Source organism: Sulfuricaulis limicola (assembly GCF_002355735.1).
In the GTDB taxonomy this organism is placed as follows: Bacteria; Pseudomonadota; Gammaproteobacteria; order Acidiferrobacterales; family Sulfurifustaceae; genus Sulfuricaulis; species Sulfuricaulis limicola.
Map to the genome: position 1 here is coordinate 2,261,518 of NZ_AP014879.1, position 26,466 is coordinate 2,287,983.

At 61.6% G+C, this 26,466-nt stretch carries 26 protein-coding genes and 1 pseudogene; 13 read left to right on the forward strand and 14 right to left on the reverse strand.

The window, feature by feature from the left end; translation table 11 throughout:
• Window positions 1–32: 32 nt before the first annotated feature.
• A complete protein-coding gene (locus tag SCL_RS10830) occupies window positions 33–752 on the reverse strand; it encodes a 3'-5' exonuclease (protein ID WP_096361228.1) in 720 nt (239 codons plus the stop codon).
• Complete coding sequence (locus SCL_RS10835; RefSeq protein ID WP_197702610.1) at window positions 749–2,692, reverse strand: DUF294 nucleotidyltransferase-like domain-containing protein; 1,944 nt, start codon at window positions 2,690–2,692, stop codon at window positions 749–751. The genes SCL_RS10830 and SCL_RS10835 overlap by 4 nt, the downstream gene beginning before the upstream one ends.
• A gap of 99 nt (window positions 2,693–2,791) precedes the next feature.
• Between SCL_RS10835 and SCL_RS10840 the strand changes: the two genes are divergently transcribed.
• Both SCL_RS10840 and SCL_RS10845 read left to right on the forward strand, forming a co-directional pair.
• Window positions 2,792–3,901: an LLM class flavin-dependent oxidoreductase gene (locus SCL_RS10840; RefSeq protein WP_197702611.1), complete on the forward strand. Its 1,110-nt coding sequence runs from the start codon at window positions 2,792–2,794 to the stop codon at window positions 3,899–3,901.
• A 9-nt stretch (window positions 3,902–3,910) separates the two neighbouring features.
• On the forward strand, window positions 3,911–4,096 hold the full coding sequence (locus tag SCL_RS10845) for a hypothetical protein (RefSeq protein ID WP_096361229.1): 186 nt from the start codon (window positions 3,911–3,913) through the stop codon (window positions 4,094–4,096).
• A 77-nt stretch (window positions 4,097–4,173) separates the two neighbouring features.
• Here the strand turns inward: SCL_RS10845 and SCL_RS10850 are convergent, their stop codons facing one another.
• Genes SCL_RS10850 through SCL_RS10860 form a run of 3 tightly spaced genes read right to left on the reverse strand, consistent with a single transcriptional unit; the run spans window position 4,174 to window position 7,525 of the window.
• Window positions 4,174–4,755, reverse strand: a complete 582-nt coding sequence (locus SCL_RS10850; protein ID WP_096361230.1) for an NAD(P)H-dependent oxidoreductase — start codon at window positions 4,753–4,755, stop codon at window positions 4,174–4,176.
• Between the two features lie 27 nt (window positions 4,756–4,782).
• Window positions 4,783–5,541 (reverse strand): class I SAM-dependent methyltransferase, encoded by a 759-nt coding sequence (locus SCL_RS10855; RefSeq protein WP_096361231.1) that lies wholly within the window; start codon window positions 5,539–5,541, stop codon window positions 4,783–4,785.
• Between the two features lie 7 nt (window positions 5,542–5,548).
• A complete protein-coding gene (locus SCL_RS10860; RefSeq protein WP_096361232.1) occupies window positions 5,549–7,525 on the reverse strand; it encodes a monovalent cation:proton antiporter family protein in 1,977 nt (658 codons plus the stop codon).
• Window positions 7,526–7,594: 69 nt separating this feature from the next.
• Between SCL_RS10860 and SCL_RS10865 the strand changes: the two genes are divergently transcribed.
• The 11 genes from SCL_RS10865 (at window position 7,595) to ptsP (ending at window position 17,325) form a co-directional block, all read left to right on the forward strand.
• Window positions 7,595–8,569 (forward strand): KpsF/GutQ family sugar-phosphate isomerase, encoded by a 975-nt coding sequence (locus SCL_RS10865; protein ID WP_096361233.1) that lies wholly within the window; start codon window positions 7,595–7,597, stop codon window positions 8,567–8,569.
• 109 nt (window positions 8,570–8,678) lie between these two features.
• Window positions 8,679–9,260, forward strand: coding sequence for a 3-deoxy-manno-octulosonate-8-phosphatase KdsC (kdsC, locus tag SCL_RS10870; protein WP_096361234.1), 582 nt, complete (start codon window positions 8,679–8,681; stop codon window positions 9,258–9,260).
• Window positions 9,257–9,691, forward strand: a complete 435-nt coding sequence (gene lptC / locus SCL_RS10875; RefSeq protein WP_096361235.1) for an LPS export ABC transporter periplasmic protein LptC — start codon at window positions 9,257–9,259, stop codon at window positions 9,689–9,691. The genes kdsC and lptC overlap by 4 nt, the downstream gene beginning before the upstream one ends.
• A gap of 5 nt (window positions 9,692–9,696) precedes the next feature.
• The gene (gene lptA, locus SCL_RS10880) at window positions 9,697–10,233 is read left to right on the forward strand and encodes a lipopolysaccharide transport periplasmic protein LptA (RefSeq protein ID WP_096361236.1); all 537 of its coding nucleotides are present in this window, start codon (window positions 9,697–9,699) and stop codon (window positions 10,231–10,233) included.
• Window positions 10,234–10,314: 81 nt separating this feature from the next.
• Window positions 10,315–11,040 carry an LPS export ABC transporter ATP-binding protein gene (gene lptB, locus SCL_RS10885; RefSeq protein ID WP_096361952.1) on the forward strand — a complete coding sequence of 242 codons (726 nt, stop codon included), beginning with the start codon at window positions 10,315–10,317 and terminating at the stop codon, window positions 11,038–11,040.
• A gap of 169 nt (window positions 11,041–11,209) precedes the next feature.
• Entirely contained in the window at window positions 11,210–12,709 is a 1,500-nt protein-coding gene (locus tag SCL_RS10890; protein ID WP_096361237.1) for an RNA polymerase factor sigma-54, read from the forward strand.
• A 221-nt stretch (window positions 12,710–12,930) separates the two neighbouring features.
• A complete protein-coding gene (hprK, locus tag SCL_RS10895) occupies window positions 12,931–14,013 on the forward strand; it encodes an HPr(Ser) kinase/phosphatase (RefSeq protein WP_197702612.1) in 1,083 nt (360 codons plus the stop codon).
• Window positions 14,014–14,868 (forward strand): RNase adapter RapZ, encoded by an 855-nt coding sequence (rapZ, locus tag SCL_RS10900; protein ID WP_096361238.1) that lies wholly within the window; start codon window positions 14,014–14,016, stop codon window positions 14,866–14,868. It abuts the gene before it with no gap.
• Between the two features lie 5 nt (window positions 14,869–14,873).
• The gene (locus SCL_RS10905; protein ID WP_096361239.1) at window positions 14,874–15,284 is read left to right on the forward strand and encodes a PTS sugar transporter subunit IIA; all 411 of its coding nucleotides are present in this window, start codon (window positions 14,874–14,876) and stop codon (window positions 15,282–15,284) included.
• A complete protein-coding gene (locus SCL_RS10910; RefSeq protein WP_096361240.1) occupies window positions 15,284–15,553 on the forward strand; it encodes an HPr family phosphocarrier protein in 270 nt (89 codons plus the stop codon). Before SCL_RS10905 ends, SCL_RS10910 begins: the two co-directional genes overlap by 1 nt.
• A gap of 44 nt (window positions 15,554–15,597) precedes the next feature.
• Window positions 15,598–17,325 carry a phosphoenolpyruvate--protein phosphotransferase gene (ptsP, locus tag SCL_RS10915; RefSeq protein ID WP_096361241.1) on the forward strand — a complete coding sequence of 576 codons (1,728 nt, stop codon included), beginning with the start codon at window positions 15,598–15,600 and terminating at the stop codon, window positions 17,323–17,325.
• A 36-nt stretch (window positions 17,326–17,361) separates the two neighbouring features.
• On the opposite strand, the gene SCL_RS10920 is transcribed toward ptsP, so the two are convergent.
• From SCL_RS10920 to SCL_RS10955, 9 genes and pseudogenes are all read right to left on the reverse strand, one after another.
• Entirely contained in the window at window positions 17,362–17,766 is a 405-nt protein-coding gene (locus SCL_RS10920; protein ID WP_096361242.1) for a WYL domain-containing protein, read from the reverse strand.
• A 129-nt stretch (window positions 17,767–17,895) separates the two neighbouring features.
• Window positions 17,896–19,251, reverse strand: coding sequence for a magnesium transporter (gene mgtE, locus SCL_RS10925; protein ID WP_096361243.1), 1,356 nt, complete (start codon window positions 19,249–19,251; stop codon window positions 17,896–17,898).
• 211 nt (window positions 19,252–19,462) lie between these two features.
• Window positions 19,463–19,843, reverse strand: coding sequence for a Crp/Fnr family transcriptional regulator (locus SCL_RS10930; protein WP_096361244.1), 381 nt, complete (start codon window positions 19,841–19,843; stop codon window positions 19,463–19,465).
• A gap of 17 nt (window positions 19,844–19,860) precedes the next feature.
• Complete coding sequence (locus SCL_RS10935) at window positions 19,861–20,766, reverse strand: selenium metabolism-associated LysR family transcriptional regulator (RefSeq protein ID WP_096361245.1); 906 nt, start codon at window positions 20,764–20,766, stop codon at window positions 19,861–19,863.
• Between the two features lie 294 nt (window positions 20,767–21,060).
• Entirely contained in the window at window positions 21,061–22,221 is a 1,161-nt protein-coding gene (locus tag SCL_RS10940) for a type IV pilus twitching motility protein PilT (RefSeq protein ID WP_096361246.1), read from the reverse strand.
• Window positions 22,222–22,386: 165 nt separating this feature from the next.
• A complete protein-coding gene (locus SCL_RS10945) occupies window positions 22,387–23,250 on the reverse strand; it encodes a hypothetical protein (protein WP_096361247.1) in 864 nt (287 codons plus the stop codon).
• Window positions 23,251–23,420: 170 nt separating this feature from the next.
• Window positions 23,421–24,677, reverse strand: a complete 1,257-nt coding sequence (locus SCL_RS10950; protein WP_197702613.1) for an OmpP1/FadL family transporter — start codon at window positions 24,675–24,677, stop codon at window positions 23,421–23,423.
• Window positions 24,678–25,309: 632 nt separating this feature from the next.
• Window positions 25,310–25,513: pseudogene (locus tag SCL_RS14570) on the reverse strand (radical SAM protein); the annotation flags it as partial.
• A 521-nt stretch (window positions 25,514–26,034) separates the two neighbouring features.
• A complete protein-coding gene (locus tag SCL_RS10955; protein WP_096361248.1) occupies window positions 26,035–26,259 on the reverse strand; it encodes a sulfurtransferase TusA family protein in 225 nt (74 codons plus the stop codon).
• Window positions 26,260–26,466 lie beyond the last annotated feature (207 nt).

Below are 26,466 nucleotides of genomic sequence, written 5' to 3' on the forward strand. Positions count from 1 at the left end.
AATTCATGGGCAGGACGCCGTTGTCCCGCGCGTCATGCCCCTCCCGCCCCGCCCCCGGGAACAAGCCTTGCCTGCTGCTCGCATACGGCGTGCAGCATGCTCACGGTACTGAGCTCGCGCGCGCGGGCGCGCGCGAGCAACACCAGAAAAAGTTCGGCGGTCACGAAGGCGTCGTCCACCGCGCGGTGGCGCGCCCCCGCGCGCAAACCGAAATAACCGAGCCAGTCGTCCAGGCTCGCGTGCGGCAGGCGCGCGCCCGGCACCAGCGCCGGCGCCAGCAGCGCCAGGTCGAGCCAGGGATTGGGCAGCCGCACACCCAGCGTTTCGCGCAGGTCGCGGTCCAGCATGGCCTGGTCGAAACCGGCGTGAAACGCCACCAGCGTATGCTTGCCGGTGAATTCAAGAAACTGCATCAGCGATTCCTCCGGCGGCCTGCCCGCGGCCTGCGCCTGCGGGCCGATGCCGTGAATCAGGATGTTGTCGCGCGCGCTCGCCTCATCGCGCCGCAAAATGGTTGCGTAATTTTCGCCCGCGCAGACCCGCTGCGCCTCCACGACGCAGGCGCCGATGGAAAGCAGCCGGTCCTTGCGCGTATCGAGTCCCGAAGTCTCGACGTCCACGACAATGAACCGGGCCTGCGTCAACGCCTGCTTTTCGCTGACCGCCGGCAATTCACGCCACGCGTCCAGGCGCTGCGCGTAACCCGCAGGCAGTTCGACGTGGGGACGGAAGAGTCGCGTGAGCCAGCTCATAGCTGATAATCCAGCGCCAGGCGCGCCTGCAATTTGCGCGCCTGACGGAAGGCCTCCTTGAGAATGCGCCGGTCGAGCTCGTTCAGGCTGTCCGGATTGACGCGATTGTCGAGCGCCAGGCCCTGACCCGCCTGAACCTGGTGCGCGCGCATGCGCAACAGGTAGATAAAGGCATGCGCGTCGCACCAGGCATCGGCTTCTTTCTCGCGCAGCGCGCCGATTCTGGCCGCGGCGCGGAAGCGGGCGATGGTGCCGGTCTCGGCGATACGGTTGGCGAGTGCGATGAGGCGCGCGCCGTCCATGAACGGCATACTGCCGTTCAGTTTCAGATCGATCGTGTCCGGGTGTTCGCCGCCGCTGGCGACGACAAAATCACGCACCAGCCCCAGCGGCGGCCGGTTGCGCAAGGCGTTCTCGGCCATCTGGCGCAGGAACGTGGTGTTGCTGGCCACGCGCTCCGCCACCCAGTGCTGCAATTCCTCCGCCGGCGCGCGCTCCCCGTAAATGGCGCGGAAATCGAAAAAGATGCTGGCATTCAGCAAATGCTCCGGCGTACCGTGCTCGATCCATTCGAAAAAACGGGCCTTCCATTCCTCGAGGCTCAGGCAGCATTCGGGATTGCCGGCCATGATATTGCCGCGGCACAGCGGATAGCCGCAGGCATCGAGGGCCTGGTTGATCTTTTGCGCCAGCGGCAGCAATTCCCCGCGCACATCCTGCGCGCTCCGGCCGTCCGGCGGAATGAAAAGCATGCCGTTGTCCTGGTCGGTCTTGAGCGTTTGTTCCTGGCGCCCCTCGCTGCCGAACGAGAGCCAGGTGAACGCCGGCGGGGGTGCGCCGGCCTCGGCAACACACAGACTGATGACGCGCCGGGTAATGTGATCGTTGAGCAGCGTGATGATCTGCGTCAGCTGCGCCACCGATGCGCCCTGCACCAGCATCTGGTCGATGACGCGATGGATGTCACGGCCAAAACGCGTCAGCGCCGCGATATCCGGGGCGTGCGTGATGGAACGGCTCAGCTGCACCAGTCCCACGCGTTGCAGCGAGAACAGATCGCGCTCGGAGACCACGCCGGCCAGGCGACCGTCCTCCACCACGCACACGTGGCCGAAACCCATGCGCGCCATCAGCGCTGCGGCTTCGTACACCGCCGCCTGCGGCGGCAAGGACAGCGGACGCCGTGTCATGACCTGCTCGATGGGGGATTCCAGGCTGATACCGGAAGTGGCCACGCGTCCCAGCAGGTCGTGCAGCGTGAACACGCCCAGCGGTTGTTGTTCCGTGTCCGTGATGACGATGGAACCGACGCGCTCCTTATTCATGGATTGCAGCGCCTCGCGGATCGGCGTTTGCGGCAGGCAGGCGACCGGGGCGCGGCGTATCAGGCTCGACAGCGGCGCGTTCAGCGAGGCCTCGCCGGTGGAGGCCGCGGTCGCCAGGCTGGCCTGCACGCCCTGCAGGGCCTGATCCAGCAGGTTCGCGAGACGGCGCGTGCAGAAATCGTGAAACACCGGGCTCAAGCCGAGCAGCTTGTCGAAGTCCTCGTGCTCGAGCTCGAGGCAGAAGGTGTCTTCGACGGCGCGGTGCAGCGTGCGCACCGGTCGCCGCGCGAGCAACGCACCGATGGGAAAACATTCACCCGCCACCAGTTCCCAGGCGCCGTCCTCGGATGGACCGGCATCGTCGCCGGTCTCGCCGCGCACACGGCCCTGCTTGATGATGTAGAAATGACCGGCGGCCCCGGAGGCGGGTTCCGTGATCACTTCATCCCTGGCGTAAAAACCGAGGCGGAGATGTTGGGCGAGAAATTCGAGGTGCGCCGGCGCCATGCGATCGAACGGCGCGTGACGCAGTAAAAATTCAACGACCGGTGCCAGCGCATTACGAGCCACCGCCGGTCCTGAAGCACTGCTGTCGGATCGCGAACTCAATTCCACGCACACAGCCCTTTAATTAATAGCAGGGATTTATGGCTTGCACTGAATTGGTGCGATACAGGTTAGCAAGAATCGCGGCCGGGGAACAATGGTTTCCTTGTGCTCGCGAGCGCGCTGACGCGGCTGAGCTATCCTAACGGCATGCAGCTGGATTTGTTCTACGAGTTGGCGGTACCCGATTTCGCCATGCGAAACGAGGCGCAAGTTTTCCACGACACACTGGAGGAACTGGTGCTTGCCGAAACCTGCGGATTTCGCGCCGCCTGGATCGTCGAACACCACTTTATGCGCGGGTATTCGCATTCCAGCGCGCCCGACCTGGTGCTGGCCGCCGCCGCGCAACGGACGCGGACACTGCGTCTGGGTCACGCCATCGTGCCCCTGCCGTTGCACCATCCGCTGCAGGTAGCCGAACGGCTCGCCACGCTCGATGTGCTCTCCAACGGCCGCCTCGAGTTCGGATTCGGGGGCGCCCTTTCGCCGCACGAATACGCCGCCTTCGGCATCGACATGAATGACAGCCGTGGAATGGTGGAGGAATCGCTGGCCATCCTGCGGCAGGGGTTTACGGGAATGCCGGTGCATTTCGCCGGCAGGCATTTCAAGGTGGAAAACGCCGAGATATTGCCGAAGTGCGTGCAGCAACCGCATCCCCCCTTATGGATGGCGGCAGCGAGCCCCGACAGTTTCGAGCTGGCGGCGCAACTCGGCGTCGGCGTGCTGGTCGGTCCGTTCAAGCCATGGTTCATGGTGCAGTCCGACATCGAGCGCTACCACGCCGCCTGGAAAAAATATCAGGGCGATACGGAAGAACCCGCGCGCGTCGGCATGACGCTGGGGCTGATGTGCCTGGAAGACGGCCAGCGGGCGCGTGAGCTGGCCAGCCTGCATATCACCTGGTTTTACCGGGAACTGCTGAAACAGACCGCGCCACTGCTGAAGCAGATGCACGCCGACCATGAATACTACAAGAAAGCCGGTTCCCTGAAGTCTCTGCTGGAAAAAACCCTGAACCTCACCGCGCTGGAAACGCTGGGCATGGTGGTCGCCGGCGATCCCGCCCATTGCCGCCGGCAGCTTGAAACCTGGCGCGGCGCCGGCGTGGATCATCTGCTGTGCGCCATCAGTGCCGGCGGGATTCCCTCCGAGGCGGCCCAGGCCTCCATGCGCATCCTGGCCGACCAGGTGATCCCGCATTTCGCCAGTTGAGCCGGTGACATGGGCGACATCGTCAAATTCAGGAAACCGTCGCTACGGAAAAAGGCCGAGGGCAAAACGCTGTGCAAAAGCGGCTTTCACCGGTGGAAAGTCGTGACCGAAAAGAAATTCGACGTGAAACGGGGCAAGCTGGTCACATTGCTGCGCTGCGAGCGATGCGGGGAAGAACAGGCAAAACTGCTCTAGAATTTCTTAGTCTACGTAGGGCGCAATAGCGCAGCGTATTGCGCCGCCATGCAATCATTAAGACGCGCTGTCGAGCATTACGCCTGCCCCGCACCCAGCGCGCGCACTTGTTCGAGCCATTGCTTGCGCCGGGCCTCAGTCGAGTTTTTCATCGGCCCGACTTCCGTGATTCGTACCGGCCGGATGCCGCAGAATTCCAGGATGGTCTTCTTCATGGTGTTGTGGCCGGGGCGGCCGAAATACCAGCGGTAAATCCAGGACGGCGTATTGAGCGTGACGATCAGGCGCGCGCTGCGGCCGCTGAGCAGCTTGTCCCACAGCAACGACTTTTCCCGGAAATTCACGGCGAAGCCCGGCAGGAATGCCCGCTCGATGAAACCCTTTAATAACGCCGGAATGGTGCCCCACCAGATGGGATAAACGAACACCAGATGGTCGGCCCATTTGATCGCCTGCTGCGCATCCGCCAGATCGGGCTCGAGCTCGGCCAGATGCGCCAGACTGGTGGTCGCCAGCGGATCGAACTTGAGATCGCCCAGGTACAGCTCCTTCACATCCGCGCCGGCGGCGCGCGCACCTTCGACATATGACTGCATCAACGCGCCGCCGTAGCTGTGGCGCTGCGGCTGGCCGAGTATCACCAGAATTTTTTTCGGCATAAATCCCTTCTGTCCGCCCCGTGACCGTTACAGGAAGTTTACTTTACCGAGTCGCAGGTACAGCGGCCAGCGCACGGTTTGCCGCGTCAGCGGGTCGCCCCAGGTTTTCGCCAGCAGGCGGTGCACAATGAGAAGCGGGTTCTGCTCGTTCTTTTGCTCGAATCGCCGTGTCGCCGACCAGGTATGGAGATAACCCATGAACTCGTTCAGGTCCCATTCCGCCTTGATGTAAAACTCCGGCGCCGGCAGTTCGGCGAAGGGAAATGGAATGGTTTCGTATTTCTCATCGATGTAACGCCGCTCCGGCGGCCAGTAGGGTCCGACGATATTCGTATAATAATGTTGCACCACCCTGTCGACCGCGGGATTGACCCGGGTCAAACCGTAACACCAGATGGCGAGCATGCCATCAGGCTTCAGCACGCGCCTGACTTCCGGGTAGAACCGTTCCATGTCGAACCAGTGCACCGCTTGCGCCACCGTAACCAGGTCCACGCTGTGAGAAGGAATCTCGGTCTGCTCTGCCGGCGCCACGAAGTAGCTGACTTTTTCATGGCGCGCCGCGTTCTGAATCTGTTCCACGCTCGGGTCGGTGGCGATAATGCGATCAAAATATGCTACGAGTCCCAACGCTGCCTGTCCGCTGCCGGTGCCGCAGTCCCAGGCCAGTTCGTGCCGTTTCACGACCTTGGCGAGAAATTCATACAGCGCGGCCGGATAGTCCGGACGATAACGGGCGTAATCCACCGCGCGATCCGAAAAATGGTCTTTGAAACCCGCATTCATACGTTATTCATCCCTCCAGCAGTATCTTCTCCGCCTGTTCCAGCGCTTCGGGTGTGCCGAACAGCACCAGCACGTCGCCGGCAGCGAGCTTGGTCTCGGGCGAGGGCTCGGGACCGCGGATACCGCCGCGGCGCACGGCGCTGACGCTGACCCCGACCTCCTCCAGGTGCAGGTCGGCGATCAGCCTGCCCACCGCCTTCGCCCCGGCCGGCAGCTCGACGGAATGCAGGCGCTCCTGGTAGGCGTGCGCATCATTGCCGTCATCCGGGTACAGGCCGTGAAAAAACCCGCGCAACATGCGATAGCGATCGCTGCGCACGTTGCGCACGTGCCGCATGATACGCGATCCCGGCACGCCCATGAGCAGCAGCAGATGCGAGCCCATCATGAGGCTGCCTTCCAGGCTTTCCGGGACCACCTCGGTCGCGCCCGCGGCCTTGAGCCGGTCGAGATCGACGTCGTCCATGGTGCGCACGATCACCGGCATGTCCGGGCGCACGTGGCGCGTGATCTCGAGGATCTTCAGCGCCGAGGGCGTATTGTAGAAGCTGATCGCCAGCGCCGTGGCGCGATGCAGGCCGGCGGCCTCGAGCACGTCGCGGCGCGCCACGTCGCCGTACACCACCGGCTTGCCGGCGTCGCGCGCGTCGCGCACGCGCACCGGGTCGAGATCGAGCGCCAGGCTCGGGATGCCCTCCTGCTCCAGCATCCACGCCAGGTTCTGGCCGCTGCGGCCGTAACCGCAGATGATCACGTGCCTGTTGGCGCCGGTCGCCTCGGCGCGGATCTGGTCCAGGTTGCCCTCGCGCGAACGGGTGTAACCCGGCACCCAGCGCTTGGCGAGCCAGCCGTTGTAGCGCACGATCAGCGGCGCCAGCATCATGCTCAGGATGATCGCGGCCAGGACGATCTGCGAGGTCCGCGCACAGAAAAGCTGATGCTGGTTCGCCAGCAATATCAGGGCGAAGGCGAATTCGCCGACCTGCGACAGCACCAGGCCGGTGCGCAGGGCCACGCCGGTTTCCATGCCGAACAGCTTGCCCAATCCGAGAACGAGCAGCGTCTTGAAGACAATGATCGCGACCACGCTGGCGAGCACCCATGGCCACAGTTCCAGCATGATGCCCAGATCCAGCATCATGCCGATGGTCACGAAAAAAAGTCCGAGCAGGATGTCGCGAAACGGCAGGATGTCGCCTTCGACCTGATGCCGGTATTCCGTCTCGCCCATCATCATGCCGGCCAGGAACGCGCCGAGCGCCAGCGACAGGCCGGCCATCTCGGTGATCCAGGCGGCGGCCAGTGTCAGCAACAGCACCGCCAGCATGAAATACTCGCGCAACTTGGCGGAGGCCACCTCGTGGAAAAACGGGCGCAGCAGCCAGCGGCCGACGATGAATATGCCGACCAGTACGATAACGCTCTTCAGGAATGCCCAGCCGAGCGATATCCATACCGACTGCTCCAGGTTGCCGCCGAGCGCCGGGATCAGGATCAGGAACGGCACCACGATCAGGTCCTGAAACAGCAGCACGCTGATCGCATGGCGGCCATGGCGCGAGTTCTGCTCCAGCTGTTCGGTGAGCAGCTTGAGGACGATGGCGGTGGACGACATCGCCAACATGCCGCCGATGACGATGGCGCCCTCGGGCGGAACGTCGAACACCCAGGCGACCAGGCCGAATACCAGCGCGCTGATCAGCACCTGCGCGCCGCCAAGACCGAACACCATGGTCTTCATGGCGATCAGCTTGGGCAGCGAGAATTCCAGCCCGACGGTGAACATGAGGAACACCAGGCCGAACTCGGCGAGCGTGCGCGTGCCCTCCGTATCGGGAATCCAGCCCATGCCGTAAGGACCCACGACGATGCCGGCGCTGAGGTAGGCCAGGATCTGCGGCAGACGCAGATAACGGAACAGCGCGACCAGCACCACCGCCACACCGAGCAGGATCAGGATACTGTGAAAGCCAATCGGCTCCATGGGATAATCGCGGTTGTTCCGATATACTCCGCGAAAGATTACCCTAAGCCACCACAAATCGCGAAACGCATGAGCGCAACCTCTTCATTCGAGCAGCTGGGACGCGAGGTGATCCAGCTCGAGGCCGAGGCGCTGCAAACGCTGGCGACGCGCGTGGACAAACAGTTCGCCGACGCCTGCCGGCTGGTGCTTGCCTGCCAGGGGCGCGTGATCGTCACCGGTATGGGCAAGAGCGGACACATCGGCGGCAAAATCGCCGCGACGCTCGCCAGCACCGGCACACCGGCCTTCTTCGTGCACCCGGGCGAGGCCTCGCACGGCGATCTCGGCATGATCACGCCGGCCGACGTCGTGCTCGCCATCTCCAATTCCGGCGAGACCGCGGAAATCCTCACCATCCTGCCGATCATCAAGCGCATGGGCGTGAAACTCATCGCCCTGCTCGGCAACACCAACTCGAGTCTCGCCCGGCAGGCCGACGCCATTCTCTATGCCGGCGTCGAGAAAGAAGCCTGTCCGCACAACCTGGCGCCGACCGCCAGCACCACGGCGGCGCTTGCCATCGGCGACGCGCTGGCGGTGACGCTGCTCAAATCACGCGGTTTCACGCGCGAGGATTTCGCGCGCGCCCACCCGGCCGGAAGCCTGGGCCGGCGCCTGCTGCTGTACGTGAGTGACGTCATGCACACCGGCGCCGCCATTCCCCAGGTCGGCGAGGATGCGAACCTGCGCGAGGCGCTGCTGGAAATGACCGGCAAGGGACTGGGCATGACCGGCGTGGTCGACCGTCACGGCGCGCTGGCGGGAATCTTCACCGACGGCGATTTGCGCCGCGTGCTGGCGCGCGGCGTGGATGTTTACAACGCCAAAATCACCGATGTCATGACGCGCAATCCGAAAACCACGCGCGCCGACCGCCTGGCGGTGGAGATCGTGCAGCTGATGCAAACGCTGAAGATCAACGGCCTGTTCGTCGTGGACGACAAAAACCGCGTCCTGGGAGCACTCAACATGCATGACCTGTTTCGCGCCGGGATTATTTAGACTTTAAAAATGGAATTAACCGCCAAGTTATGGGTATTCAAAGATTGCTTTTCTTGGCGGTGTTGGCGTCTTGGCGGTTCAATATCTTAATAAATTATTCATCTGAAACATGAACCAGATTCTGACACCCGCATTCGAAGTAAATCCCAAGGTATTGGACCTGGCATCCAGGGTCAAGCTGTTGCTGTTTGACGTCGACGGCGTGCTCACCGATGGCCGGCTCGTGATCGGCGACGACGGCCTGGAATTCAAGGCATTCAATTCGCGCGACGGACATGGCATCAAGATGGTCCAACGCAACGGCATCGCCGTCGGCATCATCACCGGGCGCACCTCGCGGGTGGTCAAGCACCGCGTAAAGGACCTGGGAATCAAACACGTCTTCCAGGGTTGCAAGGAAAAACTGCCGGTGTACCAGAAGCTGATCAGGAAACTCAAACTGAAACCGGAGCAGACCGCGTATGTCGGTGACGATGTCGTGGACCTGCCGATCATGCTGCGGGTGGGCCTGGCGGTGACGGTGCAAAACGCGCACCCGCTGGTCAAGCAGCATGCCCACTGGGTCACGCCGAGCATCGGCGGCTACTGCGCGGCGCGCGAGGTGTGCGACATGCTGCTGCACGCCCACGGACTGTATCACGCCGAAATGCGACGCTACCTTGCCGCCGACAAGGAGCCTTCCGGCGGATGATCCTGGACGCCAAACGCCTCGCCATCGCCGCCACGCTGCTGCTGCTCGCGGCCGGTTCATGGTGGCTGACGCGCACGGTGGCGGTTCCGGAAAAGACCTTTGACGGCAAGCTGCGGCACGACCCCGATTACACCATCGAAAATTTCCATGCCACGGTCATGGACGAACGCGGCCAGCGGCGCTACACCCTCTCCGCCGTCCAGCTGATTCATTACGGCGATGACGGCAGCTCGGAACTGGAACAGCCCTATCTTGTCCAGTACCGCGAGGGCTCGGCGCCGCTTCACACCCGCGCCGACAGGGGCTGGATGCCGCAGGACAAAAGCGAAATACTTCTGCAAGGCAACGCGATTTCCGCGCGGGGGCGCGACCCGCGCAGTGCCGGTGGCGAAATCCGGGTGGACAAAATGAAAATTTTTCTCGACTCGTAACACAGATGACCCACCGCAACATTGCTCCCTTGAGACTGGTTGTTCTTTTCATGCTGTCGCTGCTGGCGGCGACCGTGGCGCAGGCCGCCAGTCTGGATGAAGACGAGCCGATTCGCGTCGACGCCCGTTCCGTGGAGGCCAACGACAAGACCGGTGCGGTGGTTTACAGCGGCAACGTCGTGGTGGAACAGGGCCGCCTGTCCATCCAGGCGGATCGCATCGAAGTCATCACGCGCAAGGGCAAGACCGAACTCGTGCGCGCCACCGGCAAACCGGCCAAGCTGCGCCAGCGCGCCGAAACCGCGAACGCGGAAATACGCGCCGAGGCCGATCGCGTGGATTACCATGTCTCCCTGAAAAACGTCGACCTGATCGGCCACGTGTCGCTGCGGCGCGGCGATGACCTGTTCACCGCCGATGTGCTGCACTACGATCTGAACACGAAAAGTCTGAACGCCGCAGGTGGCGACAAGGGCGAAGGCCGCGTGCATGCCGTGATCCAGCCCAAACAGACCGCCGACGGACCCGCGCCCGGCCCCTGAAAGCCCATGGACGACAGACACCAGACGAAACATCCCCGCCACAAGCGCGCGCCGGTCGCGCCGACGGCACCGGGCGCGCCCGTGAGCATGCTCGTGGCCGAGGGGCTTACCAAGGAGTACCGCGGTCGCCAGGTGGTCAAGGACGTCTCCCTGGAAATCCGCAGCGGCGAGATTGTCGGTCTGCTGGGTCCGAACGGTGCCGGCAAAACCACCTGCTTCTATATGATCGTCGGGTTGATTCCGATGGACCACGGAACCATCCGCCTGGACGGCGCCTCCATCGGCAATCTGCCGATGCACAAACGCGCGCGCCTGGGGCTGGGTTATCTGCCGCAGGAACCTTCGGTTTTCCGCAACCTGACGGTACATGACAACATCATGGCCATTCTCGAGACGCGTGCCGAGCTGCCGGACTCGGAACGCAAGCGCATCCTCGAGGAACTGATGCACGACCTCAATATCACCGCGCGCCGCGACACGCTCGGGATCAGCCTGTCCGGCGGCGAGCGGCGGCGCGTGGAAATCGCGCGCGCGCTGGCGACCGCGCCGCGCTTCGTGCTGCTCGACGAGCCATTCGCCGGCGTCGACCCTATTTCCGTTCTGGAGATTCAGCAGCTGATCCGGCACCTGCAAAAGCGCGGGATCGGCGTGCTGATCACCGACCACAACGTGCGCGAGACCCTGAAGATTTGCGATCGCGCGTATATCCTGAGCGACGGCCGGCTGCTGACGGCCGGCACGCCTGACGATATCTTGTATAATGATGCCGTTAAAAAGGTTTACCTGGGCGAGGACTTTCGTCTTTGAGACGGGCAGCTTGTTCTTCGAATTAAAATCAAATTAAGTATAGCCGCTGTTCGAGGCCCTGCCTCACGGCGGAAATGGCCTTCCCTTCGGGAAAATGGACTAAACTCTAGGTAGACAACACGAACCCGCTCCCGGGGCGGACGGCTTATCAAAGAACTTTTTTGGCATTATGAAGCAGTCACTTGACCTTAAACTGGGTCAACATTTAACCATCACCCCCCAACTGCAGCAGGCCATCCGGCTGCTGCAGCTTTCTTCCATCGAACTGCAACAGGAAATCCAGGAAGCGCTCGAAAGCAACCCGTTGCTCGAGGAGAACGAGCGCGAAGACGAAACGCCGGAAGCCAAGAACGAGACCGAGCTTCCCGCCTCCGATACCGCCGACGCCAATGGCGAGGACAGCGGCGAGTCCTCCTACGATGAGGCCGAGGCGCTGCCCGCCACCGACTCCGACACCGGCCCCGATGCGGACAGCGACGCCGACTGGGACGAGACTTTCGAACCCATGACGGCGCCCACCGCCAGCCGCTCCGCCTCCGACGACGACTACCCCGACATCGACGCGCGCAACAGTCCGCCGCAGACGCTGCGTGACCATCTGTTGTGGCAGATGCAGATGACGCCGTTCTCGGACACCGACAAGCAGATCGCACTGGCCCTGATCGACGCCGTGAACGAGGACGGCTACCTCAGCTGCAAGCTCGAGGAAATCCAGCAGGCGCTGGGAAAAAATCATGCCATCGAGATGGATGAAATCGAGGCGGTATTGCACCAGATCCAGAACTTCGACCCGCTGGGCGTCGGCGCGCGCGACCTGGCCGAGTGCCTGCGCCTGCAGATGAAAGTGCTGCCGCCCGACCTGCCCGACCTGAAGGCGGCGACCGAACTTGCCACGCCGGTCAACCTCGCCCTGCTGGCAAGCCGGGATTACACCCAGCTGCGGCGCAATCTCAAGCTCACGGCGGAGGAATTGCAACAGGCGATAAGCCTCATCCAGGGCCTCAATCCGCGACCGGGCAATTCCGTCACCTCGTCACAGGCCGGTTACGTGGTGCCCGACATCGTCGTGCGGAAATTCCGCGGCGTGTGGCGCGCGGAACTGAATCCGGACGTGTCGCCGCGTCTGCGCATCAACCGCCAGTACGAAAAAATGATTCACCGCGGCGATTCCAGCGCCGACAACCGCTACCTGCAGGACCAGCTGCAACAGGCGCGCTGGTTCATCAAGAGCCTCGCTTCCCGCAACGACACGCTGCTCAAGGTCGCGCGCACCATCGTGGACCGTCAGCGCGCCTTCTTCGAGCACGGCGCGGAGGCGATGAAACCGCTGGTGCTGCACGACGTCGCCGAGACCGTGAGCATGCACGAGTCCACCATCTCGCGCGTCACCACCAACAAGTACATGCTGACACCGCGCGGGATCTTCGAACTCAAGTATTTCTTTTCCAGCCATGTCACCACCGCGGATGGCGGCACCTGTTCGGCGACCGCGATCCGCTCGATCATCAAGAAACTGGTGGAGTGCGAAACGTCGACCAAGCCCATCAGCGACAGCAAGATCGCCGAGATCCTGGCCGAGCAGGGCATCAACGTCGCCCGCCGCACCGTGGCCAAATACCGCGAGTCCATGAGCATCCCGCCTTCCAACCAGCGCAAGTCGCTGGTGTAATCCTTCCGGCACCGTCCCGGCGGCGCCAAAACGCGGTTCATGCCGCGGGACATCGCACCAGTCCCGGCTCCCGAACACGTTCCTGCCGATACCGTCAGGTCGCAACCGCGCGCAGGGGCGGCTCATTCCATTAATGACAAACCTGTTACAATGGCCACTGCCCTGCCCGTTCCGTCCGTGGCGCGCGCAGGAATCTTCCGTCACCTTACGAGGCCAGGCGCTTGCGGCGCAAACAACGCAAAAGAACCCCCCGCGCATCGACCGCGCTGAAATCCGGTCCGATCACCGATCCCAAAACCACGCCGGTGGTCACGGCGCAGGATCTTTTCGAGGCCGAATCAGGACCGCTCAAGTTCAAGTGGGTGTCCGGCGAGGCCGGCAAGAACCGGTTGCTCGAACCCACGACCGCGAAGTTCCCGGGCATGGCCCTGGTCGGCCATCTCAATTTCGTCCACCCCAACCGCATCCAGGTCATCGGCGAGGCGGAGCTGGCCTATCTCGCCGGACTCGGCAAGGCCGAGCGCGAGGAGGCCGTGCACCGTCTTTTTACCTGTGAAAAAACCTCGGTCGTCATCGTCGCCAACGACAAGAAACCTTCCCCCGATCTGGTCACCGCCGCCGACAAAACCGCGCTCGCGCTGTTTTCATCCCCGCTGCCAAGCCCGGTCGTGATCGATCACCTCCAGTATTACCTGACCCGGGCACTGGCGCCGCGCGTCACGGTGCACGGGGTGTATATGGAGGTCATGGGCATGGGCGTGCTGATCACCGGCGAATCCGGCATCGGCAAGAGCGAACTGGCGCTGGAACTGCTGTCGCGCAACCACCGCCTGATCGCGGACGATGCGGTGGAATTCGTGCGCGTCGGCCCGGACGTGATCGTGGGCCAGTGCCCGACACTGCTGTCGGATTTCCTGGAGGTGCGTGGCCTGGGCATTCTCGACATACGCCTGATGTTTGGCGAAACCGCGGTGCGGCACAAGAAGAAACTGCATCTGATCGTGCGCCTGGAGTCCATCCAGCGCATGAAAATGAGCAAGATCGACCGCCTCCAGGCAACGCAGCTGACACGCTCCATTCTCGACGTGGAAATCCCCGAGGTCGCCCTGTTCGTCGGCCCCGGCCGCAACCTGGCGGTGCTGGTGGAAACCGCCACGCGCGCCTACATTCTGCGCATGTGGGGCTTCGATCCGCTGGAGGAATTCATGAAACGCCACCACGAGCACATGAACAACCACGTCGTGGTACCTGCGTCGGCGCCGGCGGGAGAGACGTTGCGCAAGGCACGCAACAAAGTGGACTAAATGAGTTTCTTCATCGTCAGCGGTCTGTCCGGTTCCGGAAAAACCATCGCGCTCCAAGCGCTGGAAGACATCGGCTTCTACTGCATCGACAACCTGCCGGCAGCGCTGCTGCCGCACTTCGCCGGCCTGGCCGCGGACATGCGCAACAACGCCATCCTGAACGTGGCCATCGGTCTGGACGTGCGCAACCGCGTCTTTCTCGCCGAGCTGCCGCAAAGCCTGGAGGCGCTGCGCGCCCGTGGCATTCACTACCGCATCATTTTTCTCGAGGCCGAGGATTCCATCCTGGTCACGCGTTTCAAGGAGACGCGCCGCAAACACCCGATGCTGGACCACCAGACACCACTGGTCGAGGCGATCCGCGCGGAAAAGACGCTGCTCGAACCGCTGTCGTTCGACGCGGCGCTGCGCATCGACACCACCCGCACCACGCCGCATGAGCTGCGTTCGCAGGTACGCAATTTCGCGCGCGGCGAGGATACCGCGGGGCTGACGCTGCTGTTCGAGTCCTTCGGCTACAAGCACGGCACGCCGCTCGACGCCGACTACGTGTTCGACGTGCGCTGCCTGCCCAACCCCTACTGGCAAACCGAACTGCGCCAGTACACCGGGCTGGACGATCCGGTCGTGGGTTTCCTGGATAAACACGCCGACGTGCAGGAGATGTTCAGCGAAATATGCGGCTTTCTCGAAAAATGGCTGCCACGCTTCGAACGCGAAGACCGCACCTACCTGACCATCGCCATCGGTTGCACCGGCGGCCAGCATCGCTCGGTCTATCTGGTGCGGCGCCTGGCGGAACACTTTGCCAACAAGGGCCTGAAGACCCAGGTCCGCCACCGGGAACTGAAATAGCCGGCATGATCGGATTACTCATACTCGCGGAAAAAAATCTGGGCACCGGCCTCATCGCCACGGTGGTGCACACGCTTGGCGGCCTTCCGCCGCAGCTCGAGGCGGCCGAGCTCGATCACGCGGCGCCACCCGAGCAGATCGAGGTGCTATTGCGCCAGGGCCTGAAAAACGTGGACCGCGGCGATGGCGCGCTGATCCTGGCCGACGTGTACGGCGCCACCCACACGAACATCGCCTGCCGCCTGCTGGCGCGCGGGCACATCGAACTGATTACGGGCGTCAATCTTCCCATGCTGCTGAAGGTGCTCAATTACCGCCAGCTCAGGATGGACGATCTGATCGACAAGGCCCTGAGCGGTGGTTGCGGCGGTATCATATGCGCCGCCAATCCCTCGAAGATACAGGAAACGAAATAATGAATTGCCGCAAACTCATCATCATCAACAAGCTCGGGATGCACGCGCGCGCCTCCGCCAAGTTCGTCAGCCTGGCAGGGGAGTTCAGCGCCGAGATCACGCTCAAGCGCAACGGCCAGCAGGTCAACGGCAAGAGCATCATGGGCATCATGATGCTGGCAGCTGCCAAGGGGGCGGAAATCGAACTCTGTGCCGATGGCAAGGACGAAAAAAAGGCCGTGGAGGCGCTGTCCGAACTGATCAGCAACCGCTTCGGTGAAGGCGAATAGATGCAAATGAAGCCCCATTCCGCTTCGCTCGTTCCGGGATATCCATGCTAGCCCTGCACGGCACCGGCGTCAGCGACGGTGTCGCCATCGGCAAGGCCTTCGTGCTACAGCGCGAACTGCCGGAAATCCCTGAATACGTCATCCCCCGCGAGTATATCGAAGAGGAAGTGGCGCGTTTCCAGCGCGCCGTGGAAGCCTCGCGCCGGCAATTGATGACCATCCGCGAACATATTCCCTCCAACGCACCGCCGGAGGCCACCAGCTTCCTGGACGCGCACTTGCTGATGCTCGACGACAAGATGATTTCGCAGGCACCGATCGAGGCCATCCGCAACCAGCAGTACAACGCCGAATGGGCGCTCAAGGCCCAGAGCGAGATCCTGAGCACGATCTTCGAGCAGATGGACGACCACTACCTGCGCAACAAGAAGACCGATGTCAATCAGGTCGTCAACCGTATTCAGCGCAACCTGCTGCAGCAGAACTACGACGAACACGAGAAAATAGCGGAAGGCGAGATCGTCGTCGCCGACGACCTGACGCCGGCCGACACGGTGATGCTCAAGCACAACCGCGTGCGCGCCTTCGTTACCAGCCTCGGCGGGCCCATTTCACATACCGCGATCCTGGCACGCAGCCTCGGCATTCCCGCGATCGTCGCCGCGCACAGCGCCTCGCGCTATGTCAGCTCCGGCGAGGAACTGATCGTCGACGGCAAGCGCGGAATGCTCATCATCGCGCCCGACCGCAGCATCGTCGACGAGTACCGCCGGCGGCAGAAGGACATCGCCCGCAAGAAGCGCGAGCTCAACCGCCTCCGGACCAGCCGCGCGATCACGCGCGACCGTCACCGTGTCGCCCTGCTGGCCAACATCGAGTTGCCCGCCGACGTGCGCGCCGCGGCGCAGGCCGGCGCCGACGGCATCGGCCTGTATCGCACCGAATTCCTGTTCATGAACCGGCCGGAACCGCCGAACGAGGAAGAACAGTTCCGCGCCTACACCAAGGTGATCAAGTCGCTGCCGGGCAAGCCGGTGACCATACGCACCCTGGATCTGGGTGCCGACAAGCAGGTCGACGGCGGGCGCGCCGGCACCGCCATCACGGTCAACCCGGCACTCGGCCTGCGCGCGGTGCGCCTGTGCCTGCACGACACGTCGCTTTTTCGCCCGCAACTGCGTGCCATCCTGCGCGCCTCGGCCTTCGGCAAGGTGCGCATGATGATTCCCATGCTGTCCGGCCAGGAGGAGCTCTTTCAGGTGCTCGATCTGATCGAGGAGACCAAGAGCGACTTGAAGCGCGAGCGCATCAAATTCAACCCGAAAATTCCCCTCGGCGGCATGATCGAGGTGCCGGCGGCGGCGATCTCGGCAGACCTGTTCGCGTCCCACCTCGATTTTTTCTCCATCGGCACCAACGACCTGATTCAATACACGCTCGCCATCGACCGCGTCGACGACGCCGTGAACTATCTCTACGATCCGCTGCACCCGTCGGTGCTGCGTTTGATATCCATCACCATCCAGGCCGGCAAACAGGCGCGCATTCCGGTGGCGATGTGCGGCGAAATGGCGGGCGACCCGCGCTACACGCAGTTGCTACTGGGGCTCGGTCTCTCCGAGTTCAGCATGCATCCGGCCACGTTGCTGGAGGTCAAGAAGATCGTGCGCGGGGCCCACCTCGGCCAGCTCACGCGTTTCGCCAGGGACATCATGAAGCTGCGCGACACGCGCGAGATCCACGCGCGGGTGGAAAAACAAAGCCGGCATTGAGCCGGCTTGTCGTGAGGCAGGGACTTCTGTTTTAACTCAGCGGCGCAGGCCGTCCGGCAGGTGCGGGCCGATTTCGGTGGTCTGCGCCGGGTATACATACGCGAAGGCCGGCTGGCTGTCCTGCACGATCGCCACCAGGCCGCTGCGGTATTTGAGGCGGTTGGCGCTGAATCCTTCCGCGACCCGGGGCTGGAAGGTTTCCTTCAGCACCGACACGGCGGTGATCTTGCTCATGCGGAACGGCCGCCAGAACGGCGGCGGGCGTCCGGAGGCGGAATGACCGCGTGTCTGATAGCCGTCCATCACCAGCTCGCCGCGCTCGTCCGTGTACACCGCGTGCGGCTCCACGACGCGAATCTGGCGCTGGTCATGATAGCGGACGGCGATGCAGCGCTTTTCCTTGATCGCCTGGCTGATGAGTTGGATGGTATTGGGCAACATTTTCCGTATTTTCCGTTTCCTTTTCACTACTAACAAATATGGCACAGCTCTGCGCCATGGCAATGGCGCCCGGATAAATGGCTGATTTTACGGCCCATGCGGCCGCTTGCCCGTGGCCGGGGCGGGATTTCAGACGAGGAACAGGGTGGCCAGGCCCAGGAAGATGAAAAACCCGCCGCTGTCGGTAATGGCGGTAATGAGTACACTCGAACCGCGCGCCGGGTCGCGCCCCAGTTTGAGACGCGTCAGCGGGATCAGCACCCCGGCACTGGCAGCCAGCATGAGGTTGAGGGTCATGGCGGCGGTCATGACGACTCCGAGAGAGATGTTGTGGTATAGCACATAGGCCATGATGCCGAGCAGCCCGCCCCATACCAGGCCGTTGACGAGACTCACGCGGATCTCCTTGGCGAACAACGCGCGCATGCTGGTTTCGGAGAGCTGGCCGAGCGCGAGTGCGCGCACGATCATGGTGGTGGTCTGGTTGCCGGTATTGCCGCCGATGCCGGCGACGATGGGCATGAGCGAGGCGAGCGCCACCAGTTTTTCGATTGAATCTTCGAAGGCGCCGATGACGCGTGAAGCGATGATGGCGGTGACAAGATTGATGGCAACCCAGGTCCAGCGGTTGCGCACCGTCTGCCACACGCTGGCGAACATGTCTTCAGCCTCGCGCAGGCCCGCGCGGTCGAGGCGCTCGCGTTCGGCCTGTTCGCGCATCACATCCACCACGTCGTCCACGGTGATGCGCCCCAACAGATGGTTGTTTTCGTCCACCACCGGCGCCGAGATCAGGTTATAACGCTCGAACGCCGCCGCCACTTCCTTGTCCGGGGTCAGCACCGGAAACTTGATCACCTCGCGCTCCATCACCTGCGAGACACGCATCCACGCGTCGGAGGTGAGCAGCTTGGCCACCGACAGTATTCCGACTACGCGGTCATCGCGGTCCACCACGAACAGCTGATTGGTATGCTCCGGCAGCTCTTCGCGCCGCCGCAGGTAGCGCAGCACGACCTCGAGCGTGATGTTCTCGCGCACCGTGATGGCATCGACGTTCATCAGGCCGCCGGCAGTGTCCTCGGCGTAGGACAGCACGCTGTCCAGGCGCTGGCGGTCCTGCTTGTCCAGCGCGAACAGGATTTCCGCGATCACGTCGTCCGACAGCTCCGGGATGAGATCGGCGATGTCGTCGGTATCGAGGGCGCGAGCCGCTGCCGCCAGTGCCGCGCCATCCATCAGCTTGACCAGATCGCCGCGCACCGCCTCGGGCAACTCCAGAAGGACCTCGCCCATGTGCTGAATGTCCACTTGCGCCCAGACGGTGGCACGTGGCTCCGGGGGGAGTCCTTCGAGGATGCGGGCGATGTCCGCCGGGTGAAGGTCGGCCAGGATCCCGCGCACCTGCGCGGTATCACCGGCCTCGAGCGCGGCCAGGACCTGCTTCAGGTGATCCGGTTTCTTGGGTTTGCGCGTCTTGCCCATGGGGAGTTAACTGTTTTTCGCGGCCAGAGTGTAGAGGACTCGCACACCGGCGCAAAGAGGAATTTGCCAGACACAACAGGGTTACCGGTTCATCCGGACGTCATCGGGGCAGGGAAAACCGGCCGGGTGATTCAGCGCAGGTTCGCGCGACTTGCTGCGCCGGGCATCGTCTCGCCCCGGGACGGGGTTTCCGTGATTCCCGAGGGGGACGCTAATCCTTGGCGTTTCCAGCCAACTTTTCGTAGTGCGTGCGAAACAGAATTTCCATCTCTTCGATTACCTCAATGGCTTCTCTTCCCTGTACGAGGTGTTGCGTCATGAGATCTGAGGTCTGGTTCAGCAGCTTGCGCGCATCCAGCATGGGATAGGTCGCGCGCAATCGTTTGACGGCCTTGACCACGGTTTCTTCCACAGGACGTGGAATCTCGACCGGCGCGGGTATTTCCATGGCATCGACGATCTTTCCATCCTCCTGCCCGGCGACGCCATGGCGCTGCAGCAGGAACTCGGCGAATTCCAGCAGCATCCCGGCCTGAGCGGCGGGAAGTTTACGGAGAATTCCGGTCAGGCGCTTTTCAGTTTCGTCGGCCATGGACGTAAAGGCGGGCGTTACTGCGCCGACCGCTTTTCACAGTGTTCATGCGCGAAGTCCATGAATTCGTCCATGGCGCGCAGGCGGAATTTCTGCCGCTGGAAGACGATGGAGAACGGCCTTTCCAGCTGGGGCTCGAGCGGACGCACCGCCAGCGTGCCCAGCTTCAGCTCCTTCACCACCGTCGCCTGCGAGACGATGGAAACGCCCAAGCCCGCTTCAACCGCGCTCTTGACCGCCTCCGGGTTACCCACCTCCAGGTTGACGTTGAGGTCGTGCAGCTGCATGTTGTTCTTCGCCAGGTATTCGTTGATGAAATCGCGCGTGCCGGAACCCTCCTCGCGCACCACGAACGGCAGCCCCTGGAGGTCGTCGACCGTAATCTTGGGCTTCTTCGCCAGCGGATGTTGCGGCGGACAGATGAACACCAGCTTGTCGCGCCAGCAGACCTCGACCACGAGATTCTTGTTCGCGATCGGCGACTCGACAATGCCGACGTCCACGGAATTGTCCTCGACCATGTGTACGATGCCCACGGAATTCGAGACCTTGAGACGGATGTTGATGCCGGGGTGCTTTTCCTTGAATTCGCCGAGCAGGCTCGGAAGCATGTATTCCGCGATAGTGGTGCTGGCGCCGATGATCAGGATGCCGCTGACATCACCCGTCAGTTCGCGCACGCGACTGTCCATCTCCGAATAGAGCGCGATGATCCGTTCCGCGTATTCATAAACGCGCTCGCCCGCGGCCGTGAGGCTGATGCGATTGTGGGTGCGGTCGAACAACCGCGTGTTGAAATATTCCTCGAGCTGCCGGATCTGGAACGTCACAGCCGGCTGCGTCATGTGCAGGGTCTCCGCCGCCTTGGTGAAGCTCAGCAACCGCGCCACGGTGTGAAAAACCTGCAATCGTCGATCCGCCATCGGATTATCCCGTACGCCCCGGAAGAAGGCCGTTATTCGTTATGGAAACGTGGATTATGTAGGACAGCACGCCCAACTCAAAGCCGGATCGGCCGGCAAGCCCGGAGGCTGCCTCAAAACGTTGCGAGCGGCCGTCAGCCCGGGTGAAGGTGAGGCGGAGCTTGGCTCGCCACGTCCCCAGGGCTCGTCCCTTCGCGCTGTGTGCTCCGGGACGGGCTTTTCCGCGAAGCCGGATGGCGCCGCGGAAAAGGAGCCAGGAACCGAACGGACGCGCAGCTGGTTTTGAGGCAGCTGCTAGGCAAATCCTTCCAGCTTGAGCTTGAGATCGGTCGGGCTGGTCGCGTAGAACAGGGCAGTTTCCTCGTCGATATGGCCCTGCTTCACCAGATTGAGCAGCGAGGCATCGAAGCTCAACATGCCCTCGGCCAGAGTGCCTTTGCGGATCAGATCGCCCAGTTCCTTGATCTTGAGTGGATCGAGGATGTATTCGCGCGCGAGCGCCGAAACCGTCAGGACCTCGCAGGCCACGATACGGCCCGAGTTGTTCTTGCGCGGCAGCAATCGCTGGCTCACCACGCCACGCAGATTCTGCGCCAGCTTGGCGCGGATGCCGACCTGTGCCTCCGGCGGGAAGCTGGTGACGATGCGCGAAATCGTCTCGGCCGCCGCCGGCGAGTGCACCGTCGAAAAAACGAGATGTCCGGTTTCCGCCGCCGTCATGGCGGTTTCGATGGTTTCCGGGTCGCGCATTTCGCCCAGCAGAATCACGTCCGGGTCCTCGCGCAAGGCGGCGCGCATGGCTTCGGCGAAGGTGTTGGTGTCGATACCGACCTCGCGCTGGGTGATGATCGAACGCTTCTCGGAGAACAGGAACTCGACCGGGTCCTCGATGGTAATGATGTGTTCACTGCGCGAAAGATTGATGCTGTTGATGAGCGAGGCCAATGTCGTGGATTTGCCGGAACCGGTGGCGCCCGTCAGCAGTATCAGACCGCGTTCCAGTTTCGTGAAAGCCATCACGATGTCCGGCAGGAACAGCTCCTCCGGCGTCGGGATGTTGGTGCTGATGACGCGCAACACCATGCCGATCGAACCGCGCTGATAAAAAATGTTGGCGCGCACGCGGCCGATATCCTTGAAGCCGATGGAAAGGTCCACCTGATGGGCCTTTTCGAATATGGCCAGCAGCCGGGCCGACATCATGGTGCGCGCCAGGCGCTCCATGAACTCGGGTGGCAACGGCGGAATCTCGCGCAGGGCGCGCAGGTTGCCGTCCACTCGCAGGATCGGATGGTTGCGCGTACGCAGATGGATATCCGAAGCGTTGACGCGCACCGCATGCGCCAGCACCTGGCTGAGGAGTTTCAGCGGATCGGTCGTGCTGTTGATTGCGGCGGTCGCGCCGACACCCTCTGCCGGGCTGGCACCGGTATTCGGGCTGGTGGATTCGGACATGGTTACCTTATATGTGTGTCTTCTGTGTCTAGTTTAGATCATTCTTTCCGTTACGCGACCGCGCGATCAGCCGGGATGGGGCGGCCAATATCACACCCGGCTCATAAAAAAACAGACACGCCGAAGCGTGTCTGTTTTGTCACGGAGTACGGCCCGGAAAAACTGTTACAGATCGCGTTTGAATCCGGCAATGGCCTCCAGAGCCACCTGGATCCCCCAGGGTGCGGTCATGATCTTGGTGAAGCCATGATCACCGGCCATTTTGGTGTCGGGGAAATTCAGCGCAATGCGATAACGGGCCCGCAGCGCGATCACGCGACCCCCGTCCACCATCAATTCATACGGCAGATAGGCCGTGTGTTTCAGGTCCTGATAGTCGACGATGTCGATGATTTCCTTGTCGGTGTCCTTGTTACCCTTGTCAACACCGTCGCCCTTCGGGATCGCCACCCCGAATACACTGATCTCCTTGCCCGGCAGATCGATGCGGTAGACCTTCTTGGTGCCGCCGAGTCCGGCGGCCAGATTCTTCTCCACGGTATCCACCGCGGACTTGTAATCCGGATGTTCCTTGAGAATATCCACGTCCTTGAAATAGGGCATGAACATGGCGTAGCGATACTGGCCCGGCTTCAACCTTTCCTCTTCTATGCCGTTCTCCGAACCGAACGACTTCACGGCCCCCAGTGCCGCTTTCATCTTGGCGGATACACCTTCGAGTTTACCCAGGCCGTAGGCCGTGCCGATATAAGCCGGGTTGACGTATGACACCTGGATTTTTCCCTTGACGTCCGTCACCGCGACGCGCTGGGCGGCGCCAAACCCACCGTTGAAGGCCTTGGCCGCAGCTGTTTTCAGTTCATTGTTGGTGGCGCAAATAACCATGGCGCCGGCAAAGGGCGAATAGGCGCCGACGACCTCTAACCCCTGCGCCGTCAGCTTCGTCTTGACCAGCTCCGACACCTGCTTCACGTCGCCGGGAAGCGTATCGCCCAATATGAAGGGCTTGAGCGCTTCGGCATATGCCATGCCTGAAGCAAGTGCCGTTATCAAACCTGCGAAAATTGCACTGCTGAATTTGCGGAACATCATTATCCTCCTCAAGCCTTGTCTTGGCTTTCTCGAAGCAAAAAGAGGCCGGATATGTATCCGGCCCCCAGTTGGTTTACGGCATCTTTAAAAATCTCGAAACGACTTGCTTAGAATGTCTTGCCGTAGGCAACGCCCAGCGAGTTCTGGTCCATTTCCAGATTGGCCTCACCGCCGCCATACCCTGCCGGAATTGAACCCGAGCCGTTAACCTTGTTGCTGAAGGCATGCATATACATCGCCGACATTTCACTGGTTTTGTCGAGCTTCCAGGTGGCGCCAAGGGTCAAGTGATCCTCGACAACACCAGGTGCAAGCAGGTTGAAAAATGTCTGACTTGCCGGGATCGGCTGATCTCCGTGGTTCCAGCCGGCACGCACGACGAGATTGCTGTTCATCTGATGCTGTACGCCAAGCTTGTACACGGTAATGTCTTCCCAGCCAAAACCGGCACTGTCGCTGGTTCCGAGCAGATTGCCGGACACCGTAAGTCCACTGAGCGGGTTACTCACTGCCTTGGAATCCGAGTATTTGATCTTCTCGATGTCGAGAGCAACCACTGTTGCCGGGGTCGCCTTGATGGCAATACCAACGGCGTAGTTCGACGGAATGTCAAAATTACCCTGCTCGGCGAATAGCCCCTCGTACTTCTTGAACTTCGACATGTTCGTTTCGGTCTGGTAGGTCGCACCCAGCGTAACCGTGGGGCTCACTGTGCCCACCCAGCCGATGCGCGCGCCCCAACCGGTGGCGCTATCATAGCCGTTGTCCGTAAGATTGGTGCCGGAGCTGCTGCTGGCTGTGAAATTCTGCAGGCCAGTAGCCTTGAATCGCTGATAGGCAAAATTCACCGCGACACCCACGGAATTGGCGCTGGAAAGTTTCCATGCCATGGTCGGAGCAATAAAGAGCTGGGAAAGATCTACACCGGCATTCGAAGTTCCAAAAAGTCCGATGGGCGTCTTGTAGCTGGTGTTCATGCCGCCATTACCGTAGACGGAAACACCGAACGAACTATTGCTGTCCAGCATCATGTTGTAGCCAAATTCGGGGACCAGAAAGAGATCCTTATCGTTGGGATCGTAACTCACTGTACCGATTGCGCCATTTCCTACGATCTCGGTATCGCGATTCGGCTGAAACAAAGTCACGCCCATATCCCAGCGATTACCAACCATCACCATACCCGCCGGATTGGTCGCGGCCGCCAGAGCATCCTGGGAATAGGCCACACCTGCACCGGCCATGCCCTGAGCCTTGATCCCATATCCATGCTGGAAATAGCCGTTAGTAGCAAACGCACCCGGCGCCGCCACGGCGGCGGCGACGGCCAAAGCCAGAACCACATTCCGTTTCATGCTCGACATGTCACTTCCTCCGAAAAAGTTGGGGGCATCTTGCCCCGTCAATTGCCACAATCCTGAAGCCATGAGACTGGTAATACCTGCGCGGACGACCTCCGCTCCAGTCCGATTCTTTGAAATACCGTTCTTGAAGGCCCCGTATTATTGCTGTTCTCAGCCATGCGCTATTGCCACTGCCGCAACAACCATCCCTGAGTTACAACACTTACCGGAAGTAAAGATGAGGGGGGTGAAATGTCAAATTCTTGAGGCAAATGATCAGAAAATACTCATAAGCCAATGAATATTAGTGCTTTCTAATAATCCCGCAGCGACACAACCCGGCGTGGTCCCGTGGCCATGGCATTTTTCATGGTCACAAATATCCTCGCCTGGCATGCGGCGCCACGACCTGTCGATGTCACACAAGCCCAGTGTGATAAGAAATGAACGACATCCGCCTGCTGGAATCGTCGCACGGCGGCTGCCGGCCGAGATATCGTCCGTGGCTGTCCGAAGTCAGGAACAACACGCCGGGCTGCCTAACCGCCGCCAGAGCATTTATCAAATCTTCCATCCACCCCGATCCCAGGCGTCGAAGTGCATGCAGCTGATATATCCGCCGGCGCAATCCGAAGAAGATATGGCGCCGGTCACACCCGGCAACATGGGTCGCGTCGCACCGACTCCCGATGCTCCCTCAATGAACCGCGTTCGGGAAAAATGCGGACATGTGATTGTGCCCGCCCATTTTGCAAATCCTCTGAGACACCCCAAGGATTTCCTGTCCGGTTGCGTTCATGTCACGCGCAAATCAAGGCGGCGCCGAACCTTTCCGTTCCCTGAATTTCCGCGGCCCAAAGCGAGCGTCATTCGAACCGGGGCGACTGATCATGAAGATACGCGCGCTCGAACGGATTCTTGTTATCGCTTTTTTTGATGTACGCGATCATCCCGCCCGCTGCTCCGCCAGCCCGGACGTTGCACCCGCCGCCGATGAGTTCCGAGGTCGGATATGACCTGAGAGTGAAAGATATATGAGAATCAATCCCCGGTTGCAGCACCAGGCTTTGCTTAACTTAACAGGTTTGCCGGTTTTCCCGGGCGTGCCGGAAACGATTTTACCCGCCGATGCTGCTGGTTGGTGGACGCTTTGCAGAAAAAAATACGCCTGTTCGACACCCAGCTGACATGCTTAAAATTTCTTACACGACGCTAACCAGCAAAAAAAAGAGGCGCCACATGGCGCCCCTTTTTCATCCGGTGTCCCGGGAACACGGCGCCCGCCAGCGTTACACGCGGAGCCTCTGCTTCCCGCGGGCATCATCCAGATGATGCCCGGTACGTCCCGTTTCCCTGCAACGAATTACCGACGACAGGATCAAGCCTTCTTCAGCAGAAACGTGTACTCGCCGTTGGCTTCGTTGGATTCCAGCAACTGGTTGCCGGTTTGCTTGGCAAATGCCTGGAAATCCTTCACCGAGCCCGGGTCGGTTGCGATGATGCGCAGCGTCTGACCGGTGGTCAGGGTGTTCAGCGCCTTCTTGGCGCGCAGAATCGGAAGCGGACAATTCAATCCGCGTGCATCGAGATCTTGATCAGCCATGGTTCCTCCTCAAAAACGAAGTTGCTGGGAAACGTAACGTATTGGTAGTCTGAGGGCGATATATTATAGATTTCTAATTTACTATCAAACAGGCTGGCGCCTGCATGCAGGCTTAGCGTTCCTCTCAACATCTCCCTGCCCCTCGGGTCTCCGGCCATGGGAACCAAACTGGTTGGCGACGTTCTCAGTAATCAGGATAACCTATTG